A 23,374-nucleotide genomic window follows, 5' to 3' on the forward strand; every position below is an offset into this window, starting at 1 on the left:
TGGCTATTCCGACGTTGCGGCCTCGCGCACCACGGTGCCTTGCGGCGCCGGATGGCGCGCGGCGAGGTCGTGATAGTGCTCGGGGTGCGTATGCGTGGTGATGCGGTCGATCCACGCCATCACGAGCGCGGAGAGCAGGAAGGCGATGTGAATGGCCACTTGCCAAATCACCGTGCGCTCGGACACCGCATCGGGATTGATGAAGGTTTTCAGCAGATGTATCGACGAAATGCTGATGAGCGCCATCGCGAGCTTCACCTTGAGCACGCCGGCGTTCACGTGGTCGAGCCATTCGGGCTCGTCGGGATGGCCTTCGAGGCCCATGCGCGAAACGAAGGTTTCGTAGCCGCCCACGATCACCATGATCAGCAGGTTCGAGATCATCACCACGTCGATCAGGCCGAGCACGGCGAGCATGATGCTGGTCTCGTCGAGCGACATGGCATGGCTCACGAGGTGCCAGACTTCCTTCACGAACAGCACGCAATAGACGGTTTGTCCGACGATCAGCCCGAGATAGAGCGGCACCTGGAGCCAGCGGCTCATGAAGATGATGCTGGGCAGCAGGCCCATGCGGCGAGGACGAGCGGCGGAAGGCGGCTGATGGCGTGCAGCGGACATGGATGTTTCTGGAGTGGCGAAAATCGGGCGCAAACCTGTGGCCGGGAGGGCCGGGCGGGCGTCATTGTAACGCGTCGGCGCGCCGCTTCGCCGCGATGCCGGCAGGTCGACCTTACAAAATAATTACGAAGCCACGGGCGGCAGCCGGCGGGTCTTGAGGCTCGCGAGCGCGATGCCGCCGATCACGCAGGCCAGCGCGATGCCGTGCGCGGGCGTGGGCCGCTCGCCGAGAAAGGCGATGCCGTACAGCGCCGCGGCTACCGGCAGCACAGCGGAAAACACGCCCGCGACGCTGCCCGGCACGTGGCGGATGCCCATCATCCAGAGGCAGAACGAGAACACGCTGGCCGAGAGCCCGTACCAGATCACGAGGGCCCAGACGCTCGCGGGCACGCTTGCATGAGCGCTCGACATGACGAACGACACCATGCCCGGCAGCCCGACCGGCAGCATCAGCAAGAAGCCGAACAGGTGGGTGTAGGCGCAGATTTCGAGCGGAGCGAGCGTTTGCGTGAGGCGGCGCGAAAGGATCACGTAGAACGATTCGCAGCACACCGCGCCCAGCACCATCAGGTTGCCCGCGAAGTTGTCAGCGAACGATCCGGCGTTTTGCGCGCCGCTGCCCGCATGCGCGAGATTGATGACGGCAATGCCCGCAGTGGCGAGCGCAATCGAAGCGAACGCCCGTGCGTCGGGTCGCTCGCGCAGGAACAGCCACGAGAACAGCGCGACCACCGCAGGGATCGTGCTGGTGATGACACCGGCGGCAACCGCGCTCGTGCGATGCACGCCGCCGAGCATCAACAGCGTAAACCCGAATGTACCGAAGAGGGCCTGAAGGAACAGATTGAGCCATTCGCCGCGCTTCACGCGCCGCATGCGCGCGACGCGCAGCAGGGGCCAGAGCACCGCGAGCGCGACGACGAAGCGCAGCAGCGCGAACATCGGAACAGGCAGAAACGCAACGATTGTTTTGCCGATGCCGACATTGCTGCCCACCAGCAGCATCGCGGCGACGAGGAAAAAGGAATAGCGGTTCAAGCTGGAATCCGGACACACAGATCAGTTAGCATTCTAAATGTCCGCTTAACTTTTACTGACTGTCATCGCGCAGCGGTGCGCGTAAGTAGCGGGTAAGTTGCCATGTTTAACCTTGCGTGCGTGAGTTCGCGCGCGGACTCATGCAACGCGAGGCGTGCCGGGAAGCCCGGCCGCGGGAATGAAAAATGCCGCATTCACGCCGGTGCATCAGAACATCGGAGCCATGGCGTGGCGGCGCAAGGAGACGGCGCGCGGCAGGTATCGAAGATCCTGCGCGCGTCCACGAGTTTGACGTTTCATCTTCACCAAGGGGTTGTCGATGTCTGCGATTGAATCGGTTCTTCAGGAACATCGCGTGTTTGCGCCCTCCGCGCAAACGGTGGCGGACGCTACGGTGTCCGGCATGCACGCATACAAGGCTTTGTGCGCCGAAGCCGAACGCGATTACGAGGGTTTCTGGGCGCGCCTCGCGCGCGAAACGCTGACGTGGCAAAAGCCCTTCACGAAGGTGCTCGACGAGTCGAAGGCGCCGTTCTACACCTGGTTCGAGGACGGCGAGCTCAACGCCTCGTACAACAGCCTCGACCGCCACGTGGAAGCGGGCAACGGCGGGCGCGTCGCGATCATCTTCGAAGCCGACGACGGCACCGTCACCAACGTGACCTACCAGGACCTGCTCTCGCGCGTCTCGCGCTTCGCCAACGCCTTGAAAAAACGCGGCGTGAAGCAGGGCGACCGCGTGGTCATTTACATGCCGATGTCGGTTGAAGGCGTGGTGGCGATGCAGGCCTGCGCGCGCGTCGGCGCGACGCACTCGGTGGTGTTCGGCGGCTTCTCGTCGAAGTCGCTCAACGAGCGCATGGTGGACGTGGGCGCGGTCGCGCTCATCACCGCCGACGAGCAGATGCGCGGCGGCAAGGCGCTGCCGCTGAAGAACATCGCCGACGAAGCCATCGCCATGGGCGGCTGCGAAGCCGTGAAAAGCGTGATCGTCTACAAGCGCACGGGCGGCAAGGTCGGCTGGACTGAAGGCCGCGACCACTGGATGCACGAGCTCTCGCAAGTCGAGAGCGAGACCTGCGCGCCGGTGCCGGTGAGCGCCGAGCATCCGCTCTTCATCCTCTATACCTCGGGCTCGACCGGCAAGCCCAAGGGCGTGCAGCACAGCACCGGCGGCTATCTGCTGTGGGCCGCGCAAACGATGAAGTGGACCTTCGATCACAAGCCCTCGGACGTGTTCTGGTGCACGGCCGACATCGGCTGGGTCACGGGCCACAGCTATATCGCCTACGGCCCGCTCACGATCGGTGCGACGCAGGTCATGTTCGAGGGCATCCCCACGTACCCGAACGCGGGCCGCTTCTGGGAGATGATCCAGAAGCACAAGGTCACCGTGTTCTACACCGCGCCCACGGCCATCCGCTCGCTCATCAAGTCCGCGGAAGCCGATGCGAAGGTGCACCCGAAGAGCTATGACCTCACATCGCTGCGCATCCTCGGCACGGTGGGCGAGCCGATCAACCCCGAAGCATGGATGTGGTACTACGAGAACGTGGGCGGCAAGCGCTGCCCGATCGTCGACACGTGGTGGCAAACCGAAACCGGCGGCCACATGATCACGCCGCTGCCGGGCGCCACGCCGCTCGTGCCGGGCTCGTGCACGCTGCCGCTGCCGGGCATCATGGCGGCGATCGTCGACGAAACCGGCCAGGACGTGCCCAACGGGCAGGGCGGCATTCTCGTGGTGAAGCGCCCGTGGCCCGCGATGATCCGCAACGTGTGGGGGCAGCCCGAGCGCTACAGGTCGGGCTACTTCCCCGAGGAACTCGGCGGCAAGCTGTATCTGGCCGGCGACGGCAGCGTGCGCGACAAGGAAACCGGCTACTTCACGATCATGGGCCGCATCGACGACGTGCTGAACGTCTCGGGCCACCGCCTGGGCACGATGGAGATCGAGTCGGCGCTGGTGGCGAACCCGCTGGTGGCCGAAGCCGCCGTGGTGGGGCGCCCCGACGACACGACCGGCGAAGCCGTGGTGGCGTTCGTGGTGCTCAAGGCCGCGCGCCCGCACGGCGACGATGCGGTGAAGCTCGCTGCCGAACTGCGCGCGTGGGTGGGCAAGGAGATTGGGCCGATCGCGAAACCGAAGGACATCCGCTTCGGCGAGAACCTGCCGAAGACGCGCTCGGGCAAGATCATGCGGCGTTTGCTGCGCTCGCTCGCGAAGGGCGAGGCGATCACCCAGGACGTCTCCACGCTGGAAAACCCGGCGATTCTCGATCAGCTTGGCGAGGCGCTTTGAGCGTTGCTTGATTGACGGATCGGGTGCTAATGCACTCGATCCGATCCCGGCAAGGCCGGATGTCCCCGATTGCCGGCCACGCGCGTTTTTGCTACACAAGCGCATGGCCGCGCCAGATACTCCTCCAAAAAACAACCTCAACGCCTTGCCCGAGCCGCCGCCGGTGAGCGAGGCGATGGCGCTCGCGCATCGGCGCTACTGGCGCTTGAACCTCGTGCTGATCGTTGTGCTCATGAGCATCGGCTTTGCGGTGTCGTTCGTCGTGCCGCTGTTCGCGCGCGCGCTCGACAGCGTGCGCTTCGCGGGCTTCAGCCTGCCGTTTTATATCGGCGCGCAAGGGGCGATCCTCGTTTATATCGGGCTCGTGGCGCTCTACATCGTGCTGATGCAGCGCGCCGACCGCGAACTGCAGGCTGCGCGTGAAGCCGATGCGGCCATTCGCGAGGCCAGTCAGGCGCAGCAACGATGAGGCTCGCGCACCGGCTGATCCGCTCCTACGCGCTCTATATGCTCGGCTTTCTCGGCTTCATCTTCGTGATGTGGCGCATCGAGCTTGCCACCGGCCCCGGCATGTGGATCGGCTACGTGTTCCTGTTCGTGCCGATTGCGGTCTACGCCGTCATCGGGCTGCTCTCGCGCACCTCGGATCTCGTCGAGTACTACGTCGCGGGACGCCGAGTGCCATCGTTCTTCAACGGCATGGCGACGGCCGCGGACTGGCTCTCGGCAGCCTCGTTCATCGGCCTCGCGGGCTCGCTCTACGCAAGCGGCTACGACGGCCTCGCTTACCTGATGGGGTGGACGGGCGGCTACTGCCTCGTCGCATTCCTGCTCGCGCCCTACGTGCGCAAGCTCGCGCGCTATACCATCGCGGACTTCCTCGGCACGCGCTTCTCCAGCAACCTCGTGCGCGCGCTCGCCGTGCTGGCCACCATCATCTGCTCGTTCGTCTATCTCGTCGCGCAGATCCAGGGCGTGGGGCTGATCGCGGTGCGCTTCATCGGCGTCGACTTTGCCATTGGCATCTTTTGCGGGCTCGCCGGCATTCTCGTGTGCTCATTTCTGGGCGGCATGCGCGCGGTCACGTGGACCCAGGTGGCGCAATACATCATCCTGATCGCGGCGATGCTGATCCCGGTCTCGTTGATCGCGCATCGAAATGGCCTGGGCTGGCTGCCGCAATTCGATTACGGCAAGGTGATGCAGCGCGTGGAGACGCTCGAGCGCGAAGTGCGCGACACCAGCGCGGAGACCAACGTGCGCGACGAGTACGCGCATCGAGCCGCGCTCTGGCAATCGCGGCTCGATGCGCTGCCGCAGTCGTACACGGAAGAGAAGACGCGCCTCGTCGATGCGCTCGCGAACATGCGCCGCCACAATGGCCCGCTGCGCGAGATCGATTCGCTCGAGCGCGAAATCGAGCGTTTCCCGCGCGACCCCGAAGCCGCACGCGTGGCGTGGACGCAGCAGCGCGATGACCTGCTCGCGCGCGCCGCGCCCCCCGTGCCGATGCATGAACCGTTTCCCGCCGATAGCGACGAAGCGCGGCGCATTCACGAACGCAATTTTTTGTCGCTGCTGCTGTGCCTCTCGCTCGGCACGGCGAGCCTGCCTCACATTCTTACGCGCTACAACACGACGACATCGGTGGCGTCGGCGCGGCGCTCGGTGGGATGGACGCTGTTCTTCGTCGCGCTGTTCTATTTGACGGTGCCGGTGCTGGCGGTGCTCATCAAGTTCGAGATCCTTTCGCACCTCACGGGGCTGCATTTCGCCGATTTGCCGCATTGGGTGATGCAATGGCGGCGCATGGAGCCGACCATGATCGGCATTGCCGATATCAACGGCGACGGCATCGTGCATTGGAGCGATATTCAGATGCAGCCGGATATGGTGGTGCTGGCCGCGCCGGAGATTGCGGGGCTGCCGTATGTGATGTCGGGGCTCGTGGCCTCGGGCGCGCTCGCGGCGGCGCTTTCCACGGCGGATGGGCTGCTGCTCACGATCTCGAACGTGCTCTCGCACGATGTGTACTACCACATGGTGGACCCGAATGCGTCGAGCCAGCGGCGCGTGACCATGTCGAAGATTCTGCTGCTGGGCGTGGCCTTGTTTGCTTCGTGGGTGGCTTCGCTCAATGCGGGAAATATTCTATTTCTGGTGGGGGCGGCGTTTTCGCTGGCGGCGTCGAGCCTGTTTCCGGTGCTCGTGCTGGGCGTGTTCTGGAAGCGCACGACACGGCTGGGCGCGGTGGCGGGGATGGTGGCGGGGCTGGCGGTGTGCGTCTATTACATTGTCTCGACGTATCCGTTTTTTACGCAGATCACGGGGTTCGAGGGGGCGCGCTGGTTTGGGATCGAGCCGATTAGCTCGGGGGTGTTTGGGGTACCGGCGGGGTTTCTGGCGACCATCATCGTGAGTTTGGTTGATAAGAAGCCGGATGAGTATTCGGTCGCGCTGGTGGATTATATTCGGCATCCCTAACCCGCTTCATAGCCGCACGCTTCGATAGCGGATTCCTGAGTTGAAAAGCAAAAACCCCATAAGCCGTTGACTTTATGGGGTTTTTTGCCAAATCATTCTGGCGGAGAGAGGGGGATTCGAACCCCCGATAGGCTATTAACCTATACACGCTTTCCAGGCGTGCGACTTAAACCGCTCATCCATCTCTCCGGCGGGAGTCGGATTATAGCAGAGTCTGGGCGTTGCGGGGGAGGCTCTCTGCAAACTTCGCGCCACCCAGTCACCTCACAGCGCAGCGCGAATCCGCTCCGCCGTCACCTCAAGCTGAGCCTTGTCCGCCATATCGCGCGCATGCAGTCGCAGTTCCTCCCCCCGGCGGCGCGGAATGAGGTGAAAGTGCACGTGCGGCACAGTCTGACCCGCCGCCGCGCCGTTGAACTGGGCGATCATCAGCCCGTCCGGCGCGAGCGACTTGCGCACGGCCGCGGCCACTTTCTGCACCATCGCCATCGAGGCGGCCACCGCTTCGGGCGAGAGCTCGTAAATCTCCTCGGCCGGCTCCTTCGGCAGCACCAGCACGTGGCCCTCGGATTGCGGCATCACATCCATGATCGCGAGCGCCGCGTCGCTCTCGCACAGCTTGATGGAGGGGATTTCGCCGCGCAGGAGTTTCGCGAAGATGTTGTTGTCGTCGTAAGCCATGGGTTCCTCGGTAGTGTCTCGGGCGCGGCGCTTGCGTGCCGCAGCGTCGATTATCGCCCACGCCAGGCCGTCCGTCGGGGTTACTGCAGATTTTTTGAAGTGGGTGCATCATTAGAGGTATCGCAGCGTGCGCGACGAAGAAAAATGTCTTGAAAGCACCCTCTTGCATGGGATCGGAGTCAGGAGCTCTGCATGGGACCGGAATCATTGCCAAAGCAATTCCGGTCGATAGCCAAAGCGCCAACTCCGGTTTACACGGAGAACGTATGGCAACGACTGATCTCGAAGCAGCTCAACCCGCTCAATCTAGCCAATCCACCCGGCCGGCCCAGCCTGTCCAGCCCGCGCAGCACGTCGTGCCGCCGCAGCCCGTCCGTGAAGTCACCGCGTCGGGGGCCTCCCGGTTCGGCGCCGAACTGCTTGCGCGTGCCGACATCAGGCTCAACGGCACGCGCCCGTGGGACATGCGTATCCACAATCCGCAGGTGCTGGAGCGCGTGGTCGCGCTCGGCAACCTCGGCTTGGGTGAGGCGTACATGGACGATCAGTGGGATTGCGATCGGCTCGACGAATTCTTCGCGCACGTGCTGCGTGCGCATCTGGACGAACAGATCGATCCCGCCCGGCTGGTTTTCCACGCGCTCAAGGCGCGCCTCATGAACCGCCAGACGGTGCGCCGCGCGTGGAAGGTGGGGCAGCAGCACTACGATATCGGCAACGCGTTTTATGAGGCCATGCTCGACAAGCGCATGACCTACACCTGCGGCTACTGGTCGGGCGGCGCGAGGACGCTGGACGAAGCGCAGGAAGCCAAGCTCGATTTGATTTGCAGAAAGCTCGGGCTCGAGCCGGGCATGCGTCTGCTCGACATCGGCTGCGGCTGGGGCAGCCTCATGAAGTTTGCCGCCGAACGTTACGGCGTGTCCTGCGTGGGTGTCACGATCTCGAAGGAGCAGGCCGCGCTGGGCGCCGAGCGCTGCGAAGGCCTGCCCGTGGAATTCCGTCTGCAGGACTATCGTCTGCTCGACGAAAAATTCGATCGCATCGCGAGCGTGGGCATGTTCGAGCACGTCGGGCCCAAGAATTACCGCACCTATATGGAAGTGGCGCATCGCTGCCTCGTCGACGACGGCATCTTCTTGCTGCACACGATCGGCAAGAACCGCCGCGACACCACGCCCGATCCGTGGGTCGACAAATACATTTTCCCCAACGGCGAACTGCCCACCATCGGCCAGATCGCGGATGCCTCGGGCGGGCTTTTCGTCGTCGAGGATCTGCACAATTTCGGCGCCGATTACGACCGCACGCTGATGGCGTGGCACGCGAACTTCGAGGCTGCGTGGCCGCGTTTCGCGCCCGAAATGGGGCACCGTTTTTACCGCATGTGGCGCTACTATCTGCTGTCGTGCGCGGGCGCGTTTCGCGCGCGTGACATTCAGCTCTGGCAGTACGTGTTTTCGAAACACGGCCTGCTGGGCGGGTATCGCCGGCCGCAAGCCTGATTCATGCCGCGCTAGCGCATCACCGCGGTGACCGTCGCGATGCCGAGTATCGTCATCAGCACGGACGCGCACACGTGAATCGCGATTTCGCCCGCGGCCCAGCCGAGGCGGCCATGCTGCAGATGCGCGACCACTTCGGCGGAGAAACTCGAGAACGTCGACAGCCCGCCCATGCAGCCGGTGATGACGAACAGGCGCCACTGCGGCGAGACATCAGGCAGGCGCGCGAACACGGCCAGCGCCACGCCGATGATGTAGCCCGCGAGGATGTTGGATGCGAGCGTGCCGAGCGGCAGCGTGGGGAAAGCAGCGTTCAGGCGCAGGCTGAGCACCCAGCGCAGCAGCGAGCCGAGCGCGCCGCCAAGGCCGACGGCGAGAATCGAGAGATACATGGTGTGGAGTCGTTGTAGGCGCAAGGGGCGTCGACACTGGATGGCCAGTTGGCCGGTCGTTGCCTGCTGCGGGACGCGATATTGTCGCGCTTTCGACTCCGGAGTTTAGCACCGCGATAGCGCCGCAAGGCGCGCCCGGTTCGGCTCGCCCGCACGGTGTTGCTGGTGCGGGCGTTGCACGTCAATACGCGATGCAGACCGACTTCGTCTCGGTGTAGGCATCGATGACGGCGCGGCCGTGCTCGCGGCCGATGCCCGAGGCCTTGAAGCCGCCGAAGGGCAGCGCCGGATCCACCGCGTTGTGCGTGTTGACCCAGACGGTGCCGGCCTGCACCGCATCCACCACGCGCAGCGCGCGATCGAGCTGGTTGGTCCACACGCTCGCGCCGAGTCCATATTCGGAGGCGTTGGCGGCAGCGATGGCTTCTTCCACGTCGTCGTAAGGCATTGCTACGAGCACCGGGCCGAACACTTCCTCGCGCACCACTGTGAGCGGCTGGTTGGCGGCGTTCGCAATCACGGTGGGCTCGATGAAGTAGCCTGCACGATTGCCGTTGCCGCCGCCTGCCACGATCTCTGCGCCTTCCGCGCGGCCTTGCGCGATCATGCCGGCCACCTTGTCGCGATGGCGCGAGGAGACGAGCGGCCCCATCTGGGTGGCGGCGTCGAAGCCCGAGCCGAGCACGGTGTTGCGCGCCACTTGCGCGACGCCTTCGACGATTTCCTCGAAGCGCGCGCGCGGCACATAGAGGCGCGAGCCGGCGGTGCAGACCTGGCCGTGGTTGAAGAAGATCGCGCCCGCAGCGCCTTCGACGGCGCGTTGCAGGTCGCAGTCGTCGAGCACGATCACCGGGCTCTTGCCGCCCAGCTCCAGCGAGACGCGCTTGAGATCGTTCGCGCACTGCTTGCCGATGATGCGGCCCACTTCGGTGGAGCCCGTAAAGGTGACTTTGTCCACGCCCGCATGACGCACGAGCGCCGCGCCCGCTGTCTCGCCCCGGCCGGTGACGACGTTGAACACGCCCGCCGGAAAGCCTGCTTCGTGCGCGAGTTCGGCCAGGCGGATCGCCGTGAGCGGCGTTTCCTCGGCGGGCTTGAGCACGACGGTGCAGCCGCAGGCGAGCGCGGGCGCGATTTTCCACACGGCCATCAGCAGAGGGAAATTCCACGGAACGATGGCGGCGACCACGCCCGCCGGCACGCGCCGCGTGGAGGCGTTGTAGCGCACGCCGGGCGGGAAGGCGAGAGAAAGGTCGACGGTGCTGCCTTCGATCTTGGTGGCCCAGCCCGCCATATAGCGCAGCCATTGCACGCTGCCGCCCACTTCGAGCATCTTCGAGAAGCCGAGCAGTTTGCCCTGGTTGAGCGTTTCCAGCGCGGCGAGTTCGTCGCCGTTGCGTTCGACGAGGTCGGCGAGCTTCAGGAGCAGGCGCTCGCGTTCGGAGGGCGGCAGGCGGCGCCACGGACCGGCCTCGAAGGCGCGGCGCGCGGCGGTGACGGCCGCGTCGATGTCGGCATCGGCGGCGTCCGGCACCTGGGCGATTTCAGCGCCTGTGGCCGGATTGAAAACGGCGAACGTGCGGCTGTCGCCGCTGGCGCAAAAGCGGCCGTCGACGAACATCTGCGTGCGGATCGTGTGCGTGAAGTCCTGGCGGTCCATGGGGTTTCCTCGATTGGGTCCTGTGCTTGGGTGTCAACGAATGTCGATTCCGCCGCCCGATGGAAGGGCGTGCGCTGCGGAACGGGATGAGTACTGCGTGTGCAAGTACAGCTGTGCGGAATCCGGCGCGTGAACGTGAGGCCTGCGCCTTTGGCGGCGCGCCGCGAGTGTGCATACGCACACGATGTTGAGTGTGGCGCCCGCGAGAAAGAGCGTGTGGAAGCCGGGGCCGAAACCCCAGGAAGTCGTGGCCAACGCAGCGCCCGCGAGCATGCCCGCGTGGTGCGCAAAGCCGGGGCAGCCGGCCTGTGACGCGTGGCCGATGCGCAGGAGCGTCGGTAGCGTGAGCGCGTCGAGCACGGTGAACGCTGGCGCAGCGAATACGGCCCACGGTGCGAGCGTATCGAGTGTGAGCGCGGCAAGCAACGCGCTGCGCAACGCGAAGAGCGCCAGCAATGCGTAAAGGTGGTCGATACTTTCCGCAAGCAGGCCCAGGCCCGCCGCAGCGCCAAGCGAAACGGCCAACTGCGCGAGCGAGAAAGGTCCGCTGCCGCACACGGCGAAGAGCTGGAAGCGCGCGAGCACGCCGCTGGAAAGCCCAGCCAGCAGTGCGGGCATGAGCAGGGCAGCGCTGCCTTGCAGCGCCGCAGTGAACTCTCGTTGTACGAGTTGACACGCAGTACTATGAATTTGCCGGCGAGGCATGACGGATTCCGTGCGACGCGTCGGCAAGCTCGACCATGCCGCCGCAAACATCACGGGACCCGCCAAAGCAAGCGCGACTGGCATGCCGATCGGCAAAAAGCCTGTGCGCCCCCGCACGGCCGCTGCCGCCAGCGTCGCCATGACGAGGATGAGCGAGGTGGCCACCGGCACGGTGGCCCGCGAGACGAAGCAACGCGTGAGCGCCGCAGGTAGCAACACCATGGCAAAGAGCGCCGCAGCGCCGCCTGCGAATGCGGCAGCATGCGGGCCAATTTGCATCGCACCCAGCATGACGCTCGCCGCGAGCGCCGAGGCGCCGCCCGTCACCGCGCACCAAATCCAGGCGGCGGCGAGGGCATCCCGAATCTTCGGCGTCACGGAGCGGCGCGCGCGCGGCATCATCGCGAACTTACTGCTTTGCCGTGACAGCACGACGGCGCGGCGCCCGCATCGGGTGCACCGTCCTGCACGCTATGCGGGTCGCGCCCGCCCGGCAGATCCATCGCCGGATTGCCGTGGAAGAAGTTGTTCGGCTTGAGCATGAAGCCGGCGTACTCCACGGGCATGACCGGGAAGTCCTCGGGCTTGCATACATGCGTGTGGCCGAAACTGTGCCACAGCACGATGTCTTCGTTTTCCACGTTGCGGTTCGCTTCGATATAGCGCGGCAGGCCGTCGCCGCCCGCATGCTGATTGGGGTAATCGCCGCTCGCGTAGCGTTGCGTCGTGTCGTATGGCGTGACCCAGACATGACGCGTGGCGAAGCCGCCGCGCTGGCGCACCTTCGAGTTCGGGTCGGCGAGCATCAGCGGAGAATCGTTGATGATGAGCTTGTACCCAGGATTCGCGCCCACGCGGTTTTTCACGTTTGGATTCACGACTTTCCAGAAGCGTCCGGTTTGGCCGTTGGCGTTGCGCGCGGCTTCCTGCTCGGTCTTGAGCACGCGCTTCGTGGTATCGAAGACGTTGCCGTAGGGGTTCTGCGCACCCATCGGACGCGGCACGAACTCGTGCTCGGTCACGGAATTCTTCTCGCCGTCCACCATCATGTGCAGGCGCGCATTGAAAAAATGCTGATGCGTCGGGCCGCCGAGGTTCTCGGTGACCATGCCGCCCCACGGATACGTGTCGCCATCCGCGACAGCCGAGGTCTGAATGATGCCCGTGAGCTTGCATTCGAGCTGGATCGTGCCGTCTTGATAGAAGTACCAGTAGAAGCCGTAGTCGTAATTGCCCACCGTCGCAAAGAACGAAATCACGAGACGGCGCGAGCGGCGCATCTCGAACACGCCGGTGCGGAATTCGTAGTGTTTCCAGAGCGTGCCGTAATCCTCTTCGTGCAGGCATACCGCGTTTTTCATCGTGAAGCTATTGCCGAAATCGTCGGCGGACGGAATGTCGAAGTAGCGGATCGTGCCGAGGCAGTCACAACCGAGCTCGAGCTGGTTCGCCAGTTTGCCGAGGCCATACTCGCCCGCATCGAAGGCGCTTTTCCAGTAGTGGTTCGTGGTGGGATCGGAGTAGGGCACGCACATTTCCGTCACGCTCGCGCGGTAGACAATGGGGCGCGGCGCGCTCTTGCCGTCGTCCCAGGCGATCTGGTGCAGCACCAGGCCTTCGCGCGGCGTGAAGCCCACGCGGAACGTCCAGTTTTGCCAACTGACCTGCCAGCCGTCGATCGCAAAGCTGGGTCCTTCGGGTTGGCTGATCGAAAGCGGTTTGACGGTGTCGCGAGGCTTGCCGATGCTTGGCGTGTCGTAGTTGTGCTTCGCGCGCGGGATGGGAATGATGCGGCCGTCGTCCACGAGCTCGATCACTTTCTGCTCGAGCAGGTCCACCACGGCCACTACGCCTTCGATCGGGTGCGCGTAGCCGTTGTCGGTGACGTTTTCGCGGTAGTAGCTCACGCAGCGCACGAGACGGCGGCCACCTTCGTTCGGGCGATCGAAGGCGCCTGCCGAGAACGGATCGACCTGCACGCGCGCGAGATCGTCTTCTGTGAGGCCGCGCTTCTTGACGGCCTCGCGCCACGCGAGGTCTTCCTTCACGATGCGCTCGGCGTTCATGAAATCTTCGATCATCACGGGCGGCTGGCCGAACGGCGCGCGGTGCAGTGCGAGCGCCTTGCGCGATTCCACTTTCTTTTCGCGCAGATCGACCACCAGTTCCAGTGTCTGGTTGCGCGTGCGATCGATGGCGATCGTGAACGCACGGCGCGAATAGTAGCTGCCGGGCCGGTACGCGAGCACTTCGGCCTTGGGCGGCTCTTGCAACTCGGTGACGGGAAAGCGCGCGTGTTCGTCGAGCTGTTCGGCGGCCTTCACAATGTCACAGGCGAGCTGCATTTCGATAAGGCTCAGCGGATCGAGCGGATGCGAGTTCGGAGTCGTGTTCATAAGCATTTCGTAAGAATGGCGTTGGACCGTAACAGCGCGGGAAGCGCGGCGGGCAGGCCCCGTTTTTGGGGGGCGGAAGGCATTGCCGCAATGGCGATGTCGTGACGTCATCGTAGAAACGCCATATTTTTTTCGCGCTTGCAAACCGCGCCAAAGGGACGATAGAGTGCGCCAAAGACAGAGCGAACAAACCCGGGTGCGTACGCTTATGCGCATCATTGGGTGAACGGAGAGAGACATGAAATCAGGGCCTGTCAGCAACGGGTATCCGATGATTCGCGGTGCCGTGATGGGTCCGATCATGCGCGCGCTCGATGCAGCAGGCGCCGACTGCGATGCATTGCTGGCCGAGTTCGGCCTGAGCCGCAGGCAACTTTCGGACCCTTATGAAATCCTGCCGCTCGGGCGTTATGTCGGTGCCTTCGAGCGTGCAGCGCAAGTGCTCGATGAACCGTGGCTCGGCCTGCGTCTTGGCAACGAATTGCAGCTCACCGAACTTGGACCCGCCGGGCTCGTGTTCATGTCGTCGCCCACGCTGGGCGCGGCCATCCGCAAGTTCACGGATGCACTCGGTTCATGGCAGAGCGGTACCTTCGTCGATCTGGTGCGCGATAACGCATGGCCCATGTGGAGCTATCGCATTGCGCAGGCCCAGATCTGGCCGCGCCGCCAGGACGCCGAATACAGCGTAAGCGCGATGTGCCACATGATTCGTCTCGTGCGCGGCGCGACGTGGGCGCCGGTCGAGATCCATTTCGAGCATGCCGCGCCCGCGGATCTCAAACCCTATATGCGTATTTTCCGCGTGCCGGTGCGTTTCCAGCAGCCAGCGAGTGGTGTGGTGATGCATCCGCACGATCTCGACGCGCCGCTCAAGAGCGCCGACACGCAACTGGCGCGCATGATGGAGCGCCACGCGACCGATCTTATTTCGCGCGATACGGTGCCGCACGATCTCGTCGATCAGGTACGAGATCTGGTCACGCGGCGGCTCGCACGCGAAAAACTCGTGGTTGCCGATATTGCGCGGGATCTCGGGCTGTCGAACCGTTCGCTGCAGCGCCATCTGAACGAGGCGGGCACTTCCGTGCGCGAGATCATTCGCGAGGAGCGCCAGCGCAGCGTGGCAGTGCTGCGCGAGCAGGAGGGCATGACCAACGCCGCCGTTGCGCGCGCGGTGGGCTATGCCGATGCCACAGTGCTATGGCGCGCGACGCGTAACTGGGGGCGGTCGGAGTAGACCGGTTTGCATGGATAAAGGCGCTTCGATTTGAAAATGTAATGTTGCTGATGGTTTTCGGAAAGAAATGTGCTTGAAGAAAGTCTGTGAGAATTGATTCGTCATCCATATCAATTGTTTCATCGGCAGCCAGCCCCGAGCAGGGTGCGATTGAGCGGCAAACACGTTAGGTAAAAACCCCCAGACGGGTTGGCGCAATTTATCGAATATTTGGCGCGGTCAGTCAGATCGCGGGAATTTTTAACCGCCTACCATGCGCTCGTATCGAATCTCGCAATAGACCACGCAATAGACCACGCGGGATTCGCTTTCACGAGCGCCAGGCGGACGCGGTTCTTCATCGTGTCGCGGGGCGCAATTCAAAATGACACCAGCAGAGGCAACGATGAACGAACCGCAAATACCCGTCGCGCCATCCGGGCTCGTGGGCAGCGCCATGGCAGACGATGCCGCCGCCGCGCCGCGCAGTCTGCTCGGCTTGTGGCAGATCGTGTTTCTCGTGATCTCCGCGGCTGCACCGCTCACCGGCATGCTTGGCGCGGTGCCGCCCGCCATCAGCCTCGGCAATGGCGCGGGCATTCCTGGCGCCTTTGTGATCGCGGGCGCGGTGCTGCTCGTTTTTAGCGTAGGCTTCGCTTCGATGAGCCGGCATATCGTGCGCGCCGGCGCGTTCTACGCCTACATTACGGCAGGCTTCGGCCGGCCGCTCGGCATGGCGGGCGCGCTCGTCGCGCTGCTTTCGTACACCTGCATCCAGATCGCGCTGTATGGGCTGTTCGGATTCTTCTGCACAGTCGTGCTTGGGCCGCTCCTGCATAGTGCGATGCCGTGGTACGCGTATTCGTTCGCATGCATCGCCGTCGTGCAGGTGACGGGCCTGCGCGGCATCGACCTGAACAGCCGCCTGCTCGGCGTGCTGATGTGCCTCGAAATGGGCATCCTGCTCGTGCTTTCGATCGCCATCGTGATTCACCATGGCGGCCCGAGTGGCCTCACGCTCGCGCCGTTCGCACCGAAGCAGGTGTTCAGCGGCCACATGGGCATTGCCGTGATGTTCGCGTTGGCGTCGTTTATCGGCTTCGAGGCCACGGCGATTTACGGCAAGGAGTGCCGCGATCCGAAGGTTACGGTGCCGCGCGCGACCTATGTGTCGGTCACGCTGATTCTCGTGTTCTTCGCGTTCGTTACGTGGGCCATCGTGTGCGCCTGGGGCCTGAAGGACGTGGTCGAGGCCGCGACGAAGCAGCCCGGAGACTTCTGGTTCATCCAGTCCACCAAGTACCTGGGCGGCGCCATGACCACCGCGATGAGCGTGCTTCTGCTCTCCAGCATCTTCGCGAGCCTGCTCTCGTTTCACAACACGATCGTGCGTTACATTCACGCGCTTTCGGTCGAGGGAATACTGCCCGCGAAGCTCGACCGCCTGCATGCGAAATACGGCTCGCCGTATCGCGCGAGCTATCTGCAAACGCTTACGGTGGCGTTGCCGATGGGACTCTATGTGCTCGCAGGCGCGGATCCGTTCAATACCGTGTTCAGTTGTACGTCGGCGCTCGGCACCATCGGCATCGTGATGCTGCAAGCCGTGACGAGTTTCTCGGTGGTCGTATTTTTTCGCGTCACGAAAAAAGACACGCGGCTGTGGCACGCGTTCGTCGCACCGATACTGGGCGGGATGGGCCTGCTATGGATCGGCTTCGTGCTGACCGGCAACCTCGACGCGCTTTCCGGCTCCGATAGTCCCATCGTGCGGGCGTTCCCGTGGATCGTGTTCGCGGTCGCGCTGTTCGGCATTGTGCTCGGCTTCGTGCTCAAGCGCATACGGCCCGACATCTACGCGCGCTTCGGCCAATAGCACCCGGCGCGCGCGGCGCGTTCACTCCCCCCTCAAACCCCAAAAACATCGATATGGAAAACCCACTCGTCAAGCGTACGGCGCTGACGCTGGCGTCGTGCGCTCTAGCCACCTTTATGCACGGCGCTTGCGCCCAGTCCTCTGTCACACTTTTCGGCACGGTGGACGCCGGCCTCGTCTATTCGACGAATCAGCAGACCACGCGTGCGGATGGCAGCACCGAAGGGCATTCGAACTGGCAACTGGGCGGCGGCAACCTCGTGCCGTCGCGCTGGGGGCTGACCGGCAGCGAAGACATCGGCGGCGGCAGCACGGCGAACTTCACGCTGGAAAACAGCGTCTTTACGCAGAACGGCGCGTTGCTGCAGGGCGGCACGCTCTTTAACCGCAACGCCTGGGCAGGCGTAGCGAACGCGAACTATGGCACGCTCACGCTGGGACGCCAGTACGATCCGTTCTCCGACAACATGGGCGTCTATGCATCGAGCAACAACTGGGCGACGCTTTACGGCTCGCACTTCGGCGATGTCGACAATCTCAACGAAGCGTTCAACTTCAACAATTCGATCAAGTACGTGAGCCCGAGCTTCGGCGGCCTGACCGTGGGCGGTCTGTTCAGCTTTGGCGGCGTGGCGGGCAACTTCTCGCAGAACCGCGGCTGGTCGCTCGCCGCAAACTACACGCGTGGACCGCTTTCGCTATCCGCAGGCTATCTGCAACTGCGCAATCCACTCCAGGCGGCGTTGGGTGGGGAGGTCGGATATATTGGCGATTTCAGTTGCGCGAATGCCGACGCTTCGTATTGCGAACTGCACAATGCGCAGAAGATCGACATCTACGGCGCAGGCGGTTCGTATGCGCTCGATACGGTGACGCTCGCACTGAGCTACACGCATACGCGGCTTTCTCAGAGCCAGTATTTCGCGAGCACGGCGCAGCCACAAGGCGCGGACATCGCGTTCGATATTGCCGAACTCAACACGACGTGGCAAGTCTCGCCCGCGCTGCAATTCGGCTTTGCCTATATCTTCAACGACGCGCATCCCGATGAGGGCTCCTCCACGCGCATCCATCAGATCAACCTGGGCACGGTGTACAGCCTCTCGAAGCGCACGGCGCTCTATGCCGTGGTGATCGGCCAGAAGTCAACGGGTGCGGGACTCGGTATCGATGCCGCCGGCGGCGGCACGCGCAATCTGGCGCAGATTCCGAATCTGGTGAATTCGGACACCGACAAGCAATTGGCGGTCATTGCGGGCATTCGCCATAACTTTTGAGCAGGCGGGGGCGGTTCGCGGGCAAGCGCAGGGCGATCGGCGCTAAAATGAGCCGATCCGCTTTCTCGCGCGAGCCCTCGCATGAAAGTCGCCCTTTTTGTCCCGTGCTTCATCGACGCGTTCTACCCCGAAGTGGGCATCGCCACGCTCGAATTGCTGGAGCGGCTGGGCTGCGAGGTCGACTATCCGCTTGAACAGACCTGTTGCGGCCAGCCCATGGCCAACAGCGGCGCGCAAGCCGAGGCGGCCGGCGCGGAGCGCGTGTTCGCACGCGCTTTCGAAGGATATGACTTTATCGTCGGGCCTTCGGCCAGCTGCGTGAATCATGTGCGCGATCATCTCACCGCCATCGAGCAAACCGATCCGGTGCGGCGCGTGCGCACGAACACCTTCGAACTCGTGGAGTTCCTGCACGACGTGCTGCGCGTGCGCGAATTCCCGTGGGCCGAGTTCCCCTGGCGCGTGGGCCTGCACAACAGCTGCAGCGCGCTGCGCCATCTGCACGAGGCGTCTATTTCCGAGGTGGCGGGCAAGCCCTTTTCGAAGCCGCTCGCGTTGCTGCAGGGCGTGAAGGGCATCGAGTTCGTACAGCCCCAGCGGCCCGACGAATGCTGCGGCTTCGGCGGCACGTTTGCCGTGACCGAGGAAGCGGTGTCGGTACGCATGGGCCAGGACAAGGTCATCGACCACGTGAGCGCGGGCGCGCAATACATTGTCTCGGGCGACATGTCGTGTCTCATGCATCAGCAGGGCTGTGCGCAGCGCATGCAGTCCGATGTGCGCTTCATTCATATTGCCCAGGTGCTCAACGGAGCACGCGAATGAGCGCCCCGAACGATCGCCCGAAGCGGGTCGAGCACGCGAAGCTCGCCGGCGCATTTCTCGCGCGACCCGAACACGTGGATTTCCACGACAAGCGTCTCTGGGACTTGCGCACGAAGCGCGACGCGCAGGCGCATGCCATTCCCGAATGGGAGGCGCTGCGCGAACTCGCGTCGGCCATCAAGGCGCACACGCTTTCGCATCTGGCCGACTATCTCGACCAGTTCTCGCGCACCGCCGAGGCGAACGGCGTGCAGGTGCACTGGGCCGATACCGCGGGCGAGCACAACGAGACGGTCTTTCGCATCCTGAGCGAGCGCGGCATGACCGCGCTCGTGAAGAGCAAGTCGATGCTCACGGACGAGTGCGAGATGCGCCCGTACCTCGAACAGCGTGGCATCGCCGTGATGGAAACCGATCTTGGCGAGCGCATCCAGCAACTCGACGGCCAGCCGCCGAGCCATATCGTCGTGCCCGCCGTACACAAGCTGCGCGATGACGTGGCCCAGGTGTTCGGCCGCACGATCGGCACCGATGCATCGAACAACGACATCCACTATCTTGCCGAGAGCCAGCGCATGAACACGCGCCCGTGGTTCGTGCGCGGGAAGACCGCGGGCATGACGGGCTGCAATTTCGCGGTGGCCGAAACCGGCACGGTGGTGGTCTGCACGAACGAGGGCAACGCCGATCTCTCGGCCAACGTGCCGCCGCTGCATATCGTTTCGATGGGCATCGAGAAGCTGATTCCGCGCATGTCCGATCTCGGTGTGTTTATCCGCATGCTTTCGCGCAGCGCGCTGGGCTCGCCGATCACGCAATACACCTCGCATTTCCGCGCGCCCCGCGAGGGCGCCGAGATGCACTTCATCCTCGTCGACAACGGCCGCAGCGCACGGCTCGCGATGCCCGACTTCTGGTACTCGCTCAAATGCATCCGCTGCGGCGCGTGCATGAATACCTGTCCGGTTTATCGGCGCAGCGGCGGTCTCTCATATGGCAGCACCTATGCGGGGCCGATTGGCGCGATCATCAACCCGACCTTCGACTTGAAGCGCTTTAGCGCGTTGCCGTTCGCGTCCACCCTCAACGGCAGTTGCACCAACGTGTGCCCCGTGAAGATCAACATTCACGAGCAGATCTACCAGTGGCGCACGGTGATCGCCGCGCAGCACGAGGTGCCGTTCGTGAAACAGGAAGTGCTCAAGATGGCGGGGCGGTTGCTGGGAAGTCCGACGATGTATCGCGCGGCCGTGTCGTCGCTCGACGGCGCGCTGCGGCTCTTGCCCAATTTTGTGCTCTACAACCCGCTCAATATCTGGGGCCGGCAACGCACGCTGCCGCAGGCTCCGTCCACGACCTTTCATGCCTGGTATCGCAAGCATCGCAAGGGCTCTAAAGGCAACGACGGAGGCGACGATGGCGAGCCGTGAAGCGTTCCTCGCCCGCGTGCGCGCGGCGCAGCCCGAGGCCCAGGACCTGCCCGAGGTGCCGTTGTTCGACGCGCCGCCCGGCGAATTGCGCGCGCGCTTTGGCGCAGCGCTCGCGCTGATGGGTGGCAGCGAGGCACAGGCCGATTCGGGCGAGGCCGTGCTCGCGCTGATACGCGAGCGTTTCGGCGCGCAGGTGTCGATCGCGTCGGCGGCGCCCGAGGTGCAGGGCACGCGTGCGCTCGAACCGGCCACGCCGCCCGAGTCGCTCGAGAACGTGGAGGTGGGCGTCGTGCGCGCGCGCTTCGGCGTTGCCGAAACGGGCTCGGTGTGGCTCTCCGAGCGCGAATACGGGGTGAACGCGCTCGGCTATCTCGTGCAACATCTCTACGTGCTGCTCGATCCCGGCGCGCTCGTGGCCGGCCTTCAGGATGCCTACCGGCGCGACGATTTTCGCAGCGCGCGTTATGCGGTGCTGGTGACTGGGCCGTCCGCCACGGCCGATATCGAGGGCGTGCTGATTCGAGGCGCGCAAGGGGTGAGGTCGCTGACGCTGGTATGGCTCGCGGCGCACGACGCTTGCGCGTGACTCATGCCTGGCTCGTGCCTGACTCAAGCGATCGGCAATGATCGTCCACGTTCTATTGCTGAGCGGCTTCCTGCTGGCGAGCATCGCCGTGGCGCAGGCGGTGAGCCTGCACTTCGCGCTGTCCGAATCGGTGCTGCTTGCTGCCAGGGGTTTCGCGCTCGGCGGCCGTGCCATGCGCTAGACTCGCTCACCGGTTCGAGCATGGAAAAGGAGGTGCCGATGTTGCGCAAGACTCTCAACGCATCGCGGCTGCAGGAAGAAGTGAAGCGCCGGATCCACCGGCTCCAGGAAGTCGTCGACGATGGCGTGAAGATCGGCGTGCCGCGACCGCAGCCACAGACGCCCGACCGCACGGGCTGCAACTGGGCGATGCGCAATTTCGGCAACGCGGCGGGGTTCGAGGCGAGCATCGCCGGCGTGCTCGCGCAGATGCAGGCGGAGTACAACCTTGCTGCGCAAGAGGGGGAGGAGAGCGAGGCCACGCGCGCTCCAGCAGGCGATCCGTTCGGCGGCACGCATGCGCCGGCGAAAGTCGATCCGTTCGCCGACACATCGGGCAACCCCGGACCCGCGCCGGCAGCGAATCCGGTTGCCGGGGCGCAGCCGGCGGGGACTTCGAAGGCGAGTGCCGATCCGTTCGGCGGCCCTTCGTCGCCGAAGGACGGCGCCAGCGAGCCGCCACCGCGCAAGCGCCCGGCGAACCCGTTCGGCGGCGACTGACACCGCTTGCTACGCGGCCTTGCCGTTCAGGTCGCGGCGATCAGCTTTCTTCCGCCGTCTTGCGCGGGCGGCGGGCGCGCGCCGGGGACTTCTTCGGCGCTTTGGCTTTTTTGCCGGCCGGTTCGGCGTTGGCGCTCGCTTCGGGCGCGGGAGATTCCGTCACGTCGCGCGGCGGCTCGGCGTGGGCCTCTTGCGCAGCGGGTCCGGAAGTCTTCTTGCGGCCAGTGCTCTTGCGCGATGCGGTCTTGCGCGCGCGCCGCGGTGCCTCGGGCGCTTCGGATGCCGGGTGCTCCCCGGCGGCGGGTGCATTGGCCGCCGCGTGCGCGTGCTCGTGCGCGCCGTGCTGCGGCTGCCCGAAGCGCGGCATGTTGCCCGCGTGGTGCGCTTCGTCGCGAGCCGGTGCATGCACCTCGCGCGATTGCGCCGAGGCGGTCTCGGTGAAGAGGTCGCCGTTCGACATCGCCGCGCTGGCCTCGGACTCGCGCGTTTGCTCGAATTCGAACGAGACACGCGCTTCGGCCGTTTCCTGCGCTTCATGCGTTTCGCCGCTTTCGCTCGCCTCGCGTGCCTGCTCGTGGCCGTTCTCGCCGGCAGCCGCCGCGCCGCGCCCGCCGCGCCGGCCCTTGCGGCGCGAGCGCGTCGAATCTTCCGCGCGTTCTCCGCGCTCCGCACGCTCCGCGCGCGGCGCTGCCTCTTCCGCCGGGCTCGCGGGCGCGGCGCTCGCCGGCTGGCTCGTGCGCGTCACATAGGTGCCGGACTTCTCGTCGCGGCCCACTTCCAGCAGGCCGCGCGCCTGCGCTTCTTCGAGCAGGTTGCCGAACGCGCGGAAGCCGTAGCGCGCCTCGTTGAAGTCGGGGCGGCGCCGCTTGATCGCGCTCTTGAGCACCGATGCCCAGATCTTGCCGCTGTCGCCACGCTCATAGCCGAGCGCGTCGAGCGTCTCGACCACCAGCGTGATGGCCTTGGACTTGCGCTCTTCGCCGCGTTCCTCGCCGCGCTCGTCCGCGCTTTCGGCAGCGTTGCGCCGCTCGTCGCCGGACTGGCGCTTCGCGTTCGCGCCGCTTTCGCCGCGCGCCTTGGCGCGCTCCTTTTGCTCGCGCGCGAGCTCGCGCACCAGGTCGTCGTAGAAGATGAACTCATCGCAGTTCGCGACGAGCAGGTCGGAGGTGGAATGCTTCACGCCCACGCCGATCACCTTCTTGGCGTTCTCGCGCAGCTTCGAGACGAGCGGCGAAAAGTCGGAGTCGCCGCTCACGATCACGAAGGTGTCCACGTGCGACTTCGTATAGCAGAGATCGAGCGCGTCCACGACGAGGCGGATATCGGCGGAATTCTTGCCCGACTGGCGCACGTGCGGAATTTCGATGAGCTCGAAGCTCGCCTCGTGCATCGACGCCTTGAAGCCCTTGTAGCGGTCCCAGTCGCAATAGGCCTTCTTCACGACGATGCTGCCTTTGAGCAGGAGCCGCTCGAGCACGGGCTTGATATCGAAACGGTCGATCTTCGCGTCGCGCACGCCGAGCGCGACGTTCTCGAAGTCGCAGAACACCGCCATGCTGACGTTTTCCTGAGGGGAGGCCATGTGATTCGTTCGTTCCATCTGCTGTTCGAACGCACATGATAGCCCCTCGCCGCGGCGCGGACCGAAAACACC

Annotated in this window: 19 protein-coding genes, 1 tRNA gene and 1 pseudogene; 12 read left to right on the top strand and 9 right to left on the bottom strand. The window is 64.6% G+C overall.

Annotation, left to right across the window (positions count from 1 at the left end; genetic code table 11):
• Positions 1-3: 3 nt before the first annotated feature.
• Positions 4-621, bottom strand: a complete 618-nt coding sequence (locus tag PWP93_RS03660; protein WP_421024304.1) for a TIGR00645 family protein — start codon at positions 619-621, stop codon at positions 4-6.
• A gap of 123 nt (positions 622-744) precedes the next feature.
• The gene (locus PWP93_RS03665) at positions 745-1,662 is read right to left on the bottom strand and encodes a DMT family transporter (RefSeq protein ID WP_421043492.1); all 918 of its coding nucleotides are present in this window, start codon (positions 1,660-1,662) and stop codon (positions 745-747) included.
• 319 nt (positions 1,663-1,981) lie between these two features.
• On the opposite strand from PWP93_RS03665, the gene acs reads away from it, so the two are divergent.
• The 3 genes from acs (at position 1,982) to PWP93_RS03680 (ending at position 6,448) form a co-directional block, all read left to right on the top strand.
• On the top strand, positions 1,982-3,964 hold the full coding sequence (gene acs / locus PWP93_RS03670; protein WP_421043493.1) for an acetate--CoA ligase: 1,983 nt from the start codon (positions 1,982-1,984) through the stop codon (positions 3,962-3,964).
• A gap of 163 nt (positions 3,965-4,127) precedes the next feature.
• Entirely contained in the window at positions 4,128-4,433 is a 306-nt protein-coding gene (locus PWP93_RS03675; RefSeq protein ID WP_421042308.1) for a DUF4212 domain-containing protein, read from the top strand.
• Positions 4,430-6,448, top strand: coding sequence for a sodium:solute symporter family protein (locus tag PWP93_RS03680; protein WP_421043494.1), 2,019 nt, complete (start codon positions 4,430-4,432; stop codon positions 6,446-6,448). The genes PWP93_RS03675 and PWP93_RS03680 overlap by 4 nt, the downstream gene beginning before the upstream one ends.
• 98 nt (positions 6,449-6,546) lie before the next feature.
• On the opposite strand, the gene PWP93_RS03685 is transcribed toward PWP93_RS03680, so the two are convergent.
• Positions 6,547-6,637: transfer RNA gene (locus PWP93_RS03685), tRNA-Ser, on the bottom strand.
• A 75-nt stretch (positions 6,638-6,712) separates the two neighbouring features.
• Positions 6,713-7,129: an HIT family protein gene (locus PWP93_RS03690; RefSeq protein WP_421024299.1), complete on the bottom strand. Its 417-nt coding sequence runs from the start codon at positions 7,127-7,129 to the stop codon at positions 6,713-6,715.
• Between the two features lie 266 nt (positions 7,130-7,395).
• Here PWP93_RS03690 and cfa point away from each other — a divergent pair, with 266 nt between their 5' ends.
• Entirely contained in the window at positions 7,396-8,634 is a 1,239-nt protein-coding gene (gene cfa / locus PWP93_RS03695) for a cyclopropane fatty acyl phospholipid synthase (RefSeq protein WP_421043495.1), read from the top strand.
• Positions 8,635-8,645: 11 nt separating this feature from the next.
• Here the strand turns inward: cfa and crcB are convergent, their stop codons facing one another.
• The 4 genes from crcB to PWP93_RS03715 form a co-directional block, all read right to left on the bottom strand.
• Positions 8,646-9,026, bottom strand: coding sequence for a fluoride efflux transporter CrcB (gene crcB, locus PWP93_RS03700; RefSeq protein WP_421043496.1), 381 nt, complete (start codon positions 9,024-9,026; stop codon positions 8,646-8,648).
• 181 nt (positions 9,027-9,207) lie between these two features.
• On the bottom strand, positions 9,208-10,686 hold the full coding sequence (gene styD / locus PWP93_RS03705) for a phenylacetaldehyde dehydrogenase StyD (protein ID WP_421043497.1): 1,479 nt from the start codon (positions 10,684-10,686) through the stop codon (positions 9,208-9,210).
• A 33-nt stretch (positions 10,687-10,719) separates the two neighbouring features.
• Positions 10,720-11,769, bottom strand: coding sequence for a hypothetical protein (locus PWP93_RS03710; protein ID WP_421043498.1), 1,050 nt, complete (start codon positions 11,767-11,769; stop codon positions 10,720-10,722).
• A gap of 20 nt (positions 11,770-11,789) precedes the next feature.
• Positions 11,790-13,787 carry a primary-amine oxidase gene (locus tag PWP93_RS03715; protein WP_421043499.1) on the bottom strand — a complete coding sequence of 666 codons (1,998 nt, stop codon included), beginning with the start codon at positions 13,785-13,787 and terminating at the stop codon, positions 11,790-11,792.
• A gap of 238 nt (positions 13,788-14,025) precedes the next feature.
• Between PWP93_RS03715 and PWP93_RS03720 the strand changes: the two genes are divergently transcribed.
• From PWP93_RS03720 to PWP93_RS03755, 8 genes and pseudogenes are all read left to right on the top strand, one after another.
• On the top strand, positions 14,026-15,027 hold the full coding sequence (locus PWP93_RS03720) for an AraC family transcriptional regulator (protein WP_421043500.1): 1,002 nt from the start codon (positions 14,026-14,028) through the stop codon (positions 15,025-15,027).
• A 385-nt stretch (positions 15,028-15,412) separates the two neighbouring features.
• Positions 15,413-16,882 carry an APC family permease gene (locus tag PWP93_RS03725; protein ID WP_421043501.1) on the top strand — a complete coding sequence of 490 codons (1,470 nt, stop codon included), beginning with the start codon at positions 15,413-15,415 and terminating at the stop codon, positions 16,880-16,882.
• 53 nt (positions 16,883-16,935) lie between these two features.
• Positions 16,936-18,159 (top strand): porin, encoded by a 1,224-nt coding sequence (locus PWP93_RS03730; protein WP_421043502.1) that lies wholly within the window; start codon positions 16,936-16,938, stop codon positions 18,157-18,159.
• An 81-nt stretch (positions 18,160-18,240) separates the two neighbouring features.
• Complete coding sequence (locus tag PWP93_RS03735; RefSeq protein ID WP_421043503.1) at positions 18,241-18,984, top strand: (Fe-S)-binding protein; 744 nt, start codon at positions 18,241-18,243, stop codon at positions 18,982-18,984.
• The gene (locus PWP93_RS03740) at positions 18,981-20,414 is read left to right on the top strand and encodes a lactate utilization protein B (RefSeq protein ID WP_421043504.1); all 1,434 of its coding nucleotides are present in this window, start codon (positions 18,981-18,983) and stop codon (positions 20,412-20,414) included. The genes PWP93_RS03735 and PWP93_RS03740 overlap by 4 nt, the downstream gene beginning before the upstream one ends.
• Positions 20,401-21,000, top strand: a complete 600-nt coding sequence (locus PWP93_RS03745; RefSeq protein ID WP_421043505.1) for a LutC/YkgG family protein — start codon at positions 20,401-20,403, stop codon at positions 20,998-21,000. Before PWP93_RS03740 ends, PWP93_RS03745 begins: the two co-directional genes overlap by 14 nt.
• A 37-nt stretch (positions 21,001-21,037) precedes the next feature.
• Positions 21,038-21,181: a hypothetical protein gene (locus PWP93_RS03750; protein WP_421043506.1), complete on the top strand. Its 144-nt coding sequence runs from the start codon at positions 21,038-21,040 to the stop codon at positions 21,179-21,181.
• 38 nt (positions 21,182-21,219) lie between these two features.
• A pseudogene (locus tag PWP93_RS03755) lies at positions 21,220-21,510 on the top strand (hypothetical protein); the annotation flags it as partial.
• Between the two features lie 250 nt (positions 21,511-21,760).
• Here PWP93_RS03755 and PWP93_RS03760 read toward each other — a convergent pair.
• Entirely contained in the window at positions 21,761-23,302 is a 1,542-nt protein-coding gene (locus tag PWP93_RS03760; protein ID WP_421043507.1) for an NYN domain-containing protein, read from the bottom strand.
• Positions 23,303-23,374 lie beyond the last annotated feature (72 nt).

The organism is Paraburkholderia sp. A1RI-2L, from assembly GCF_048957375.1.
GTDB lineage: Bacteria > Pseudomonadota > Gammaproteobacteria > Burkholderiales > Burkholderiaceae > Paraburkholderia.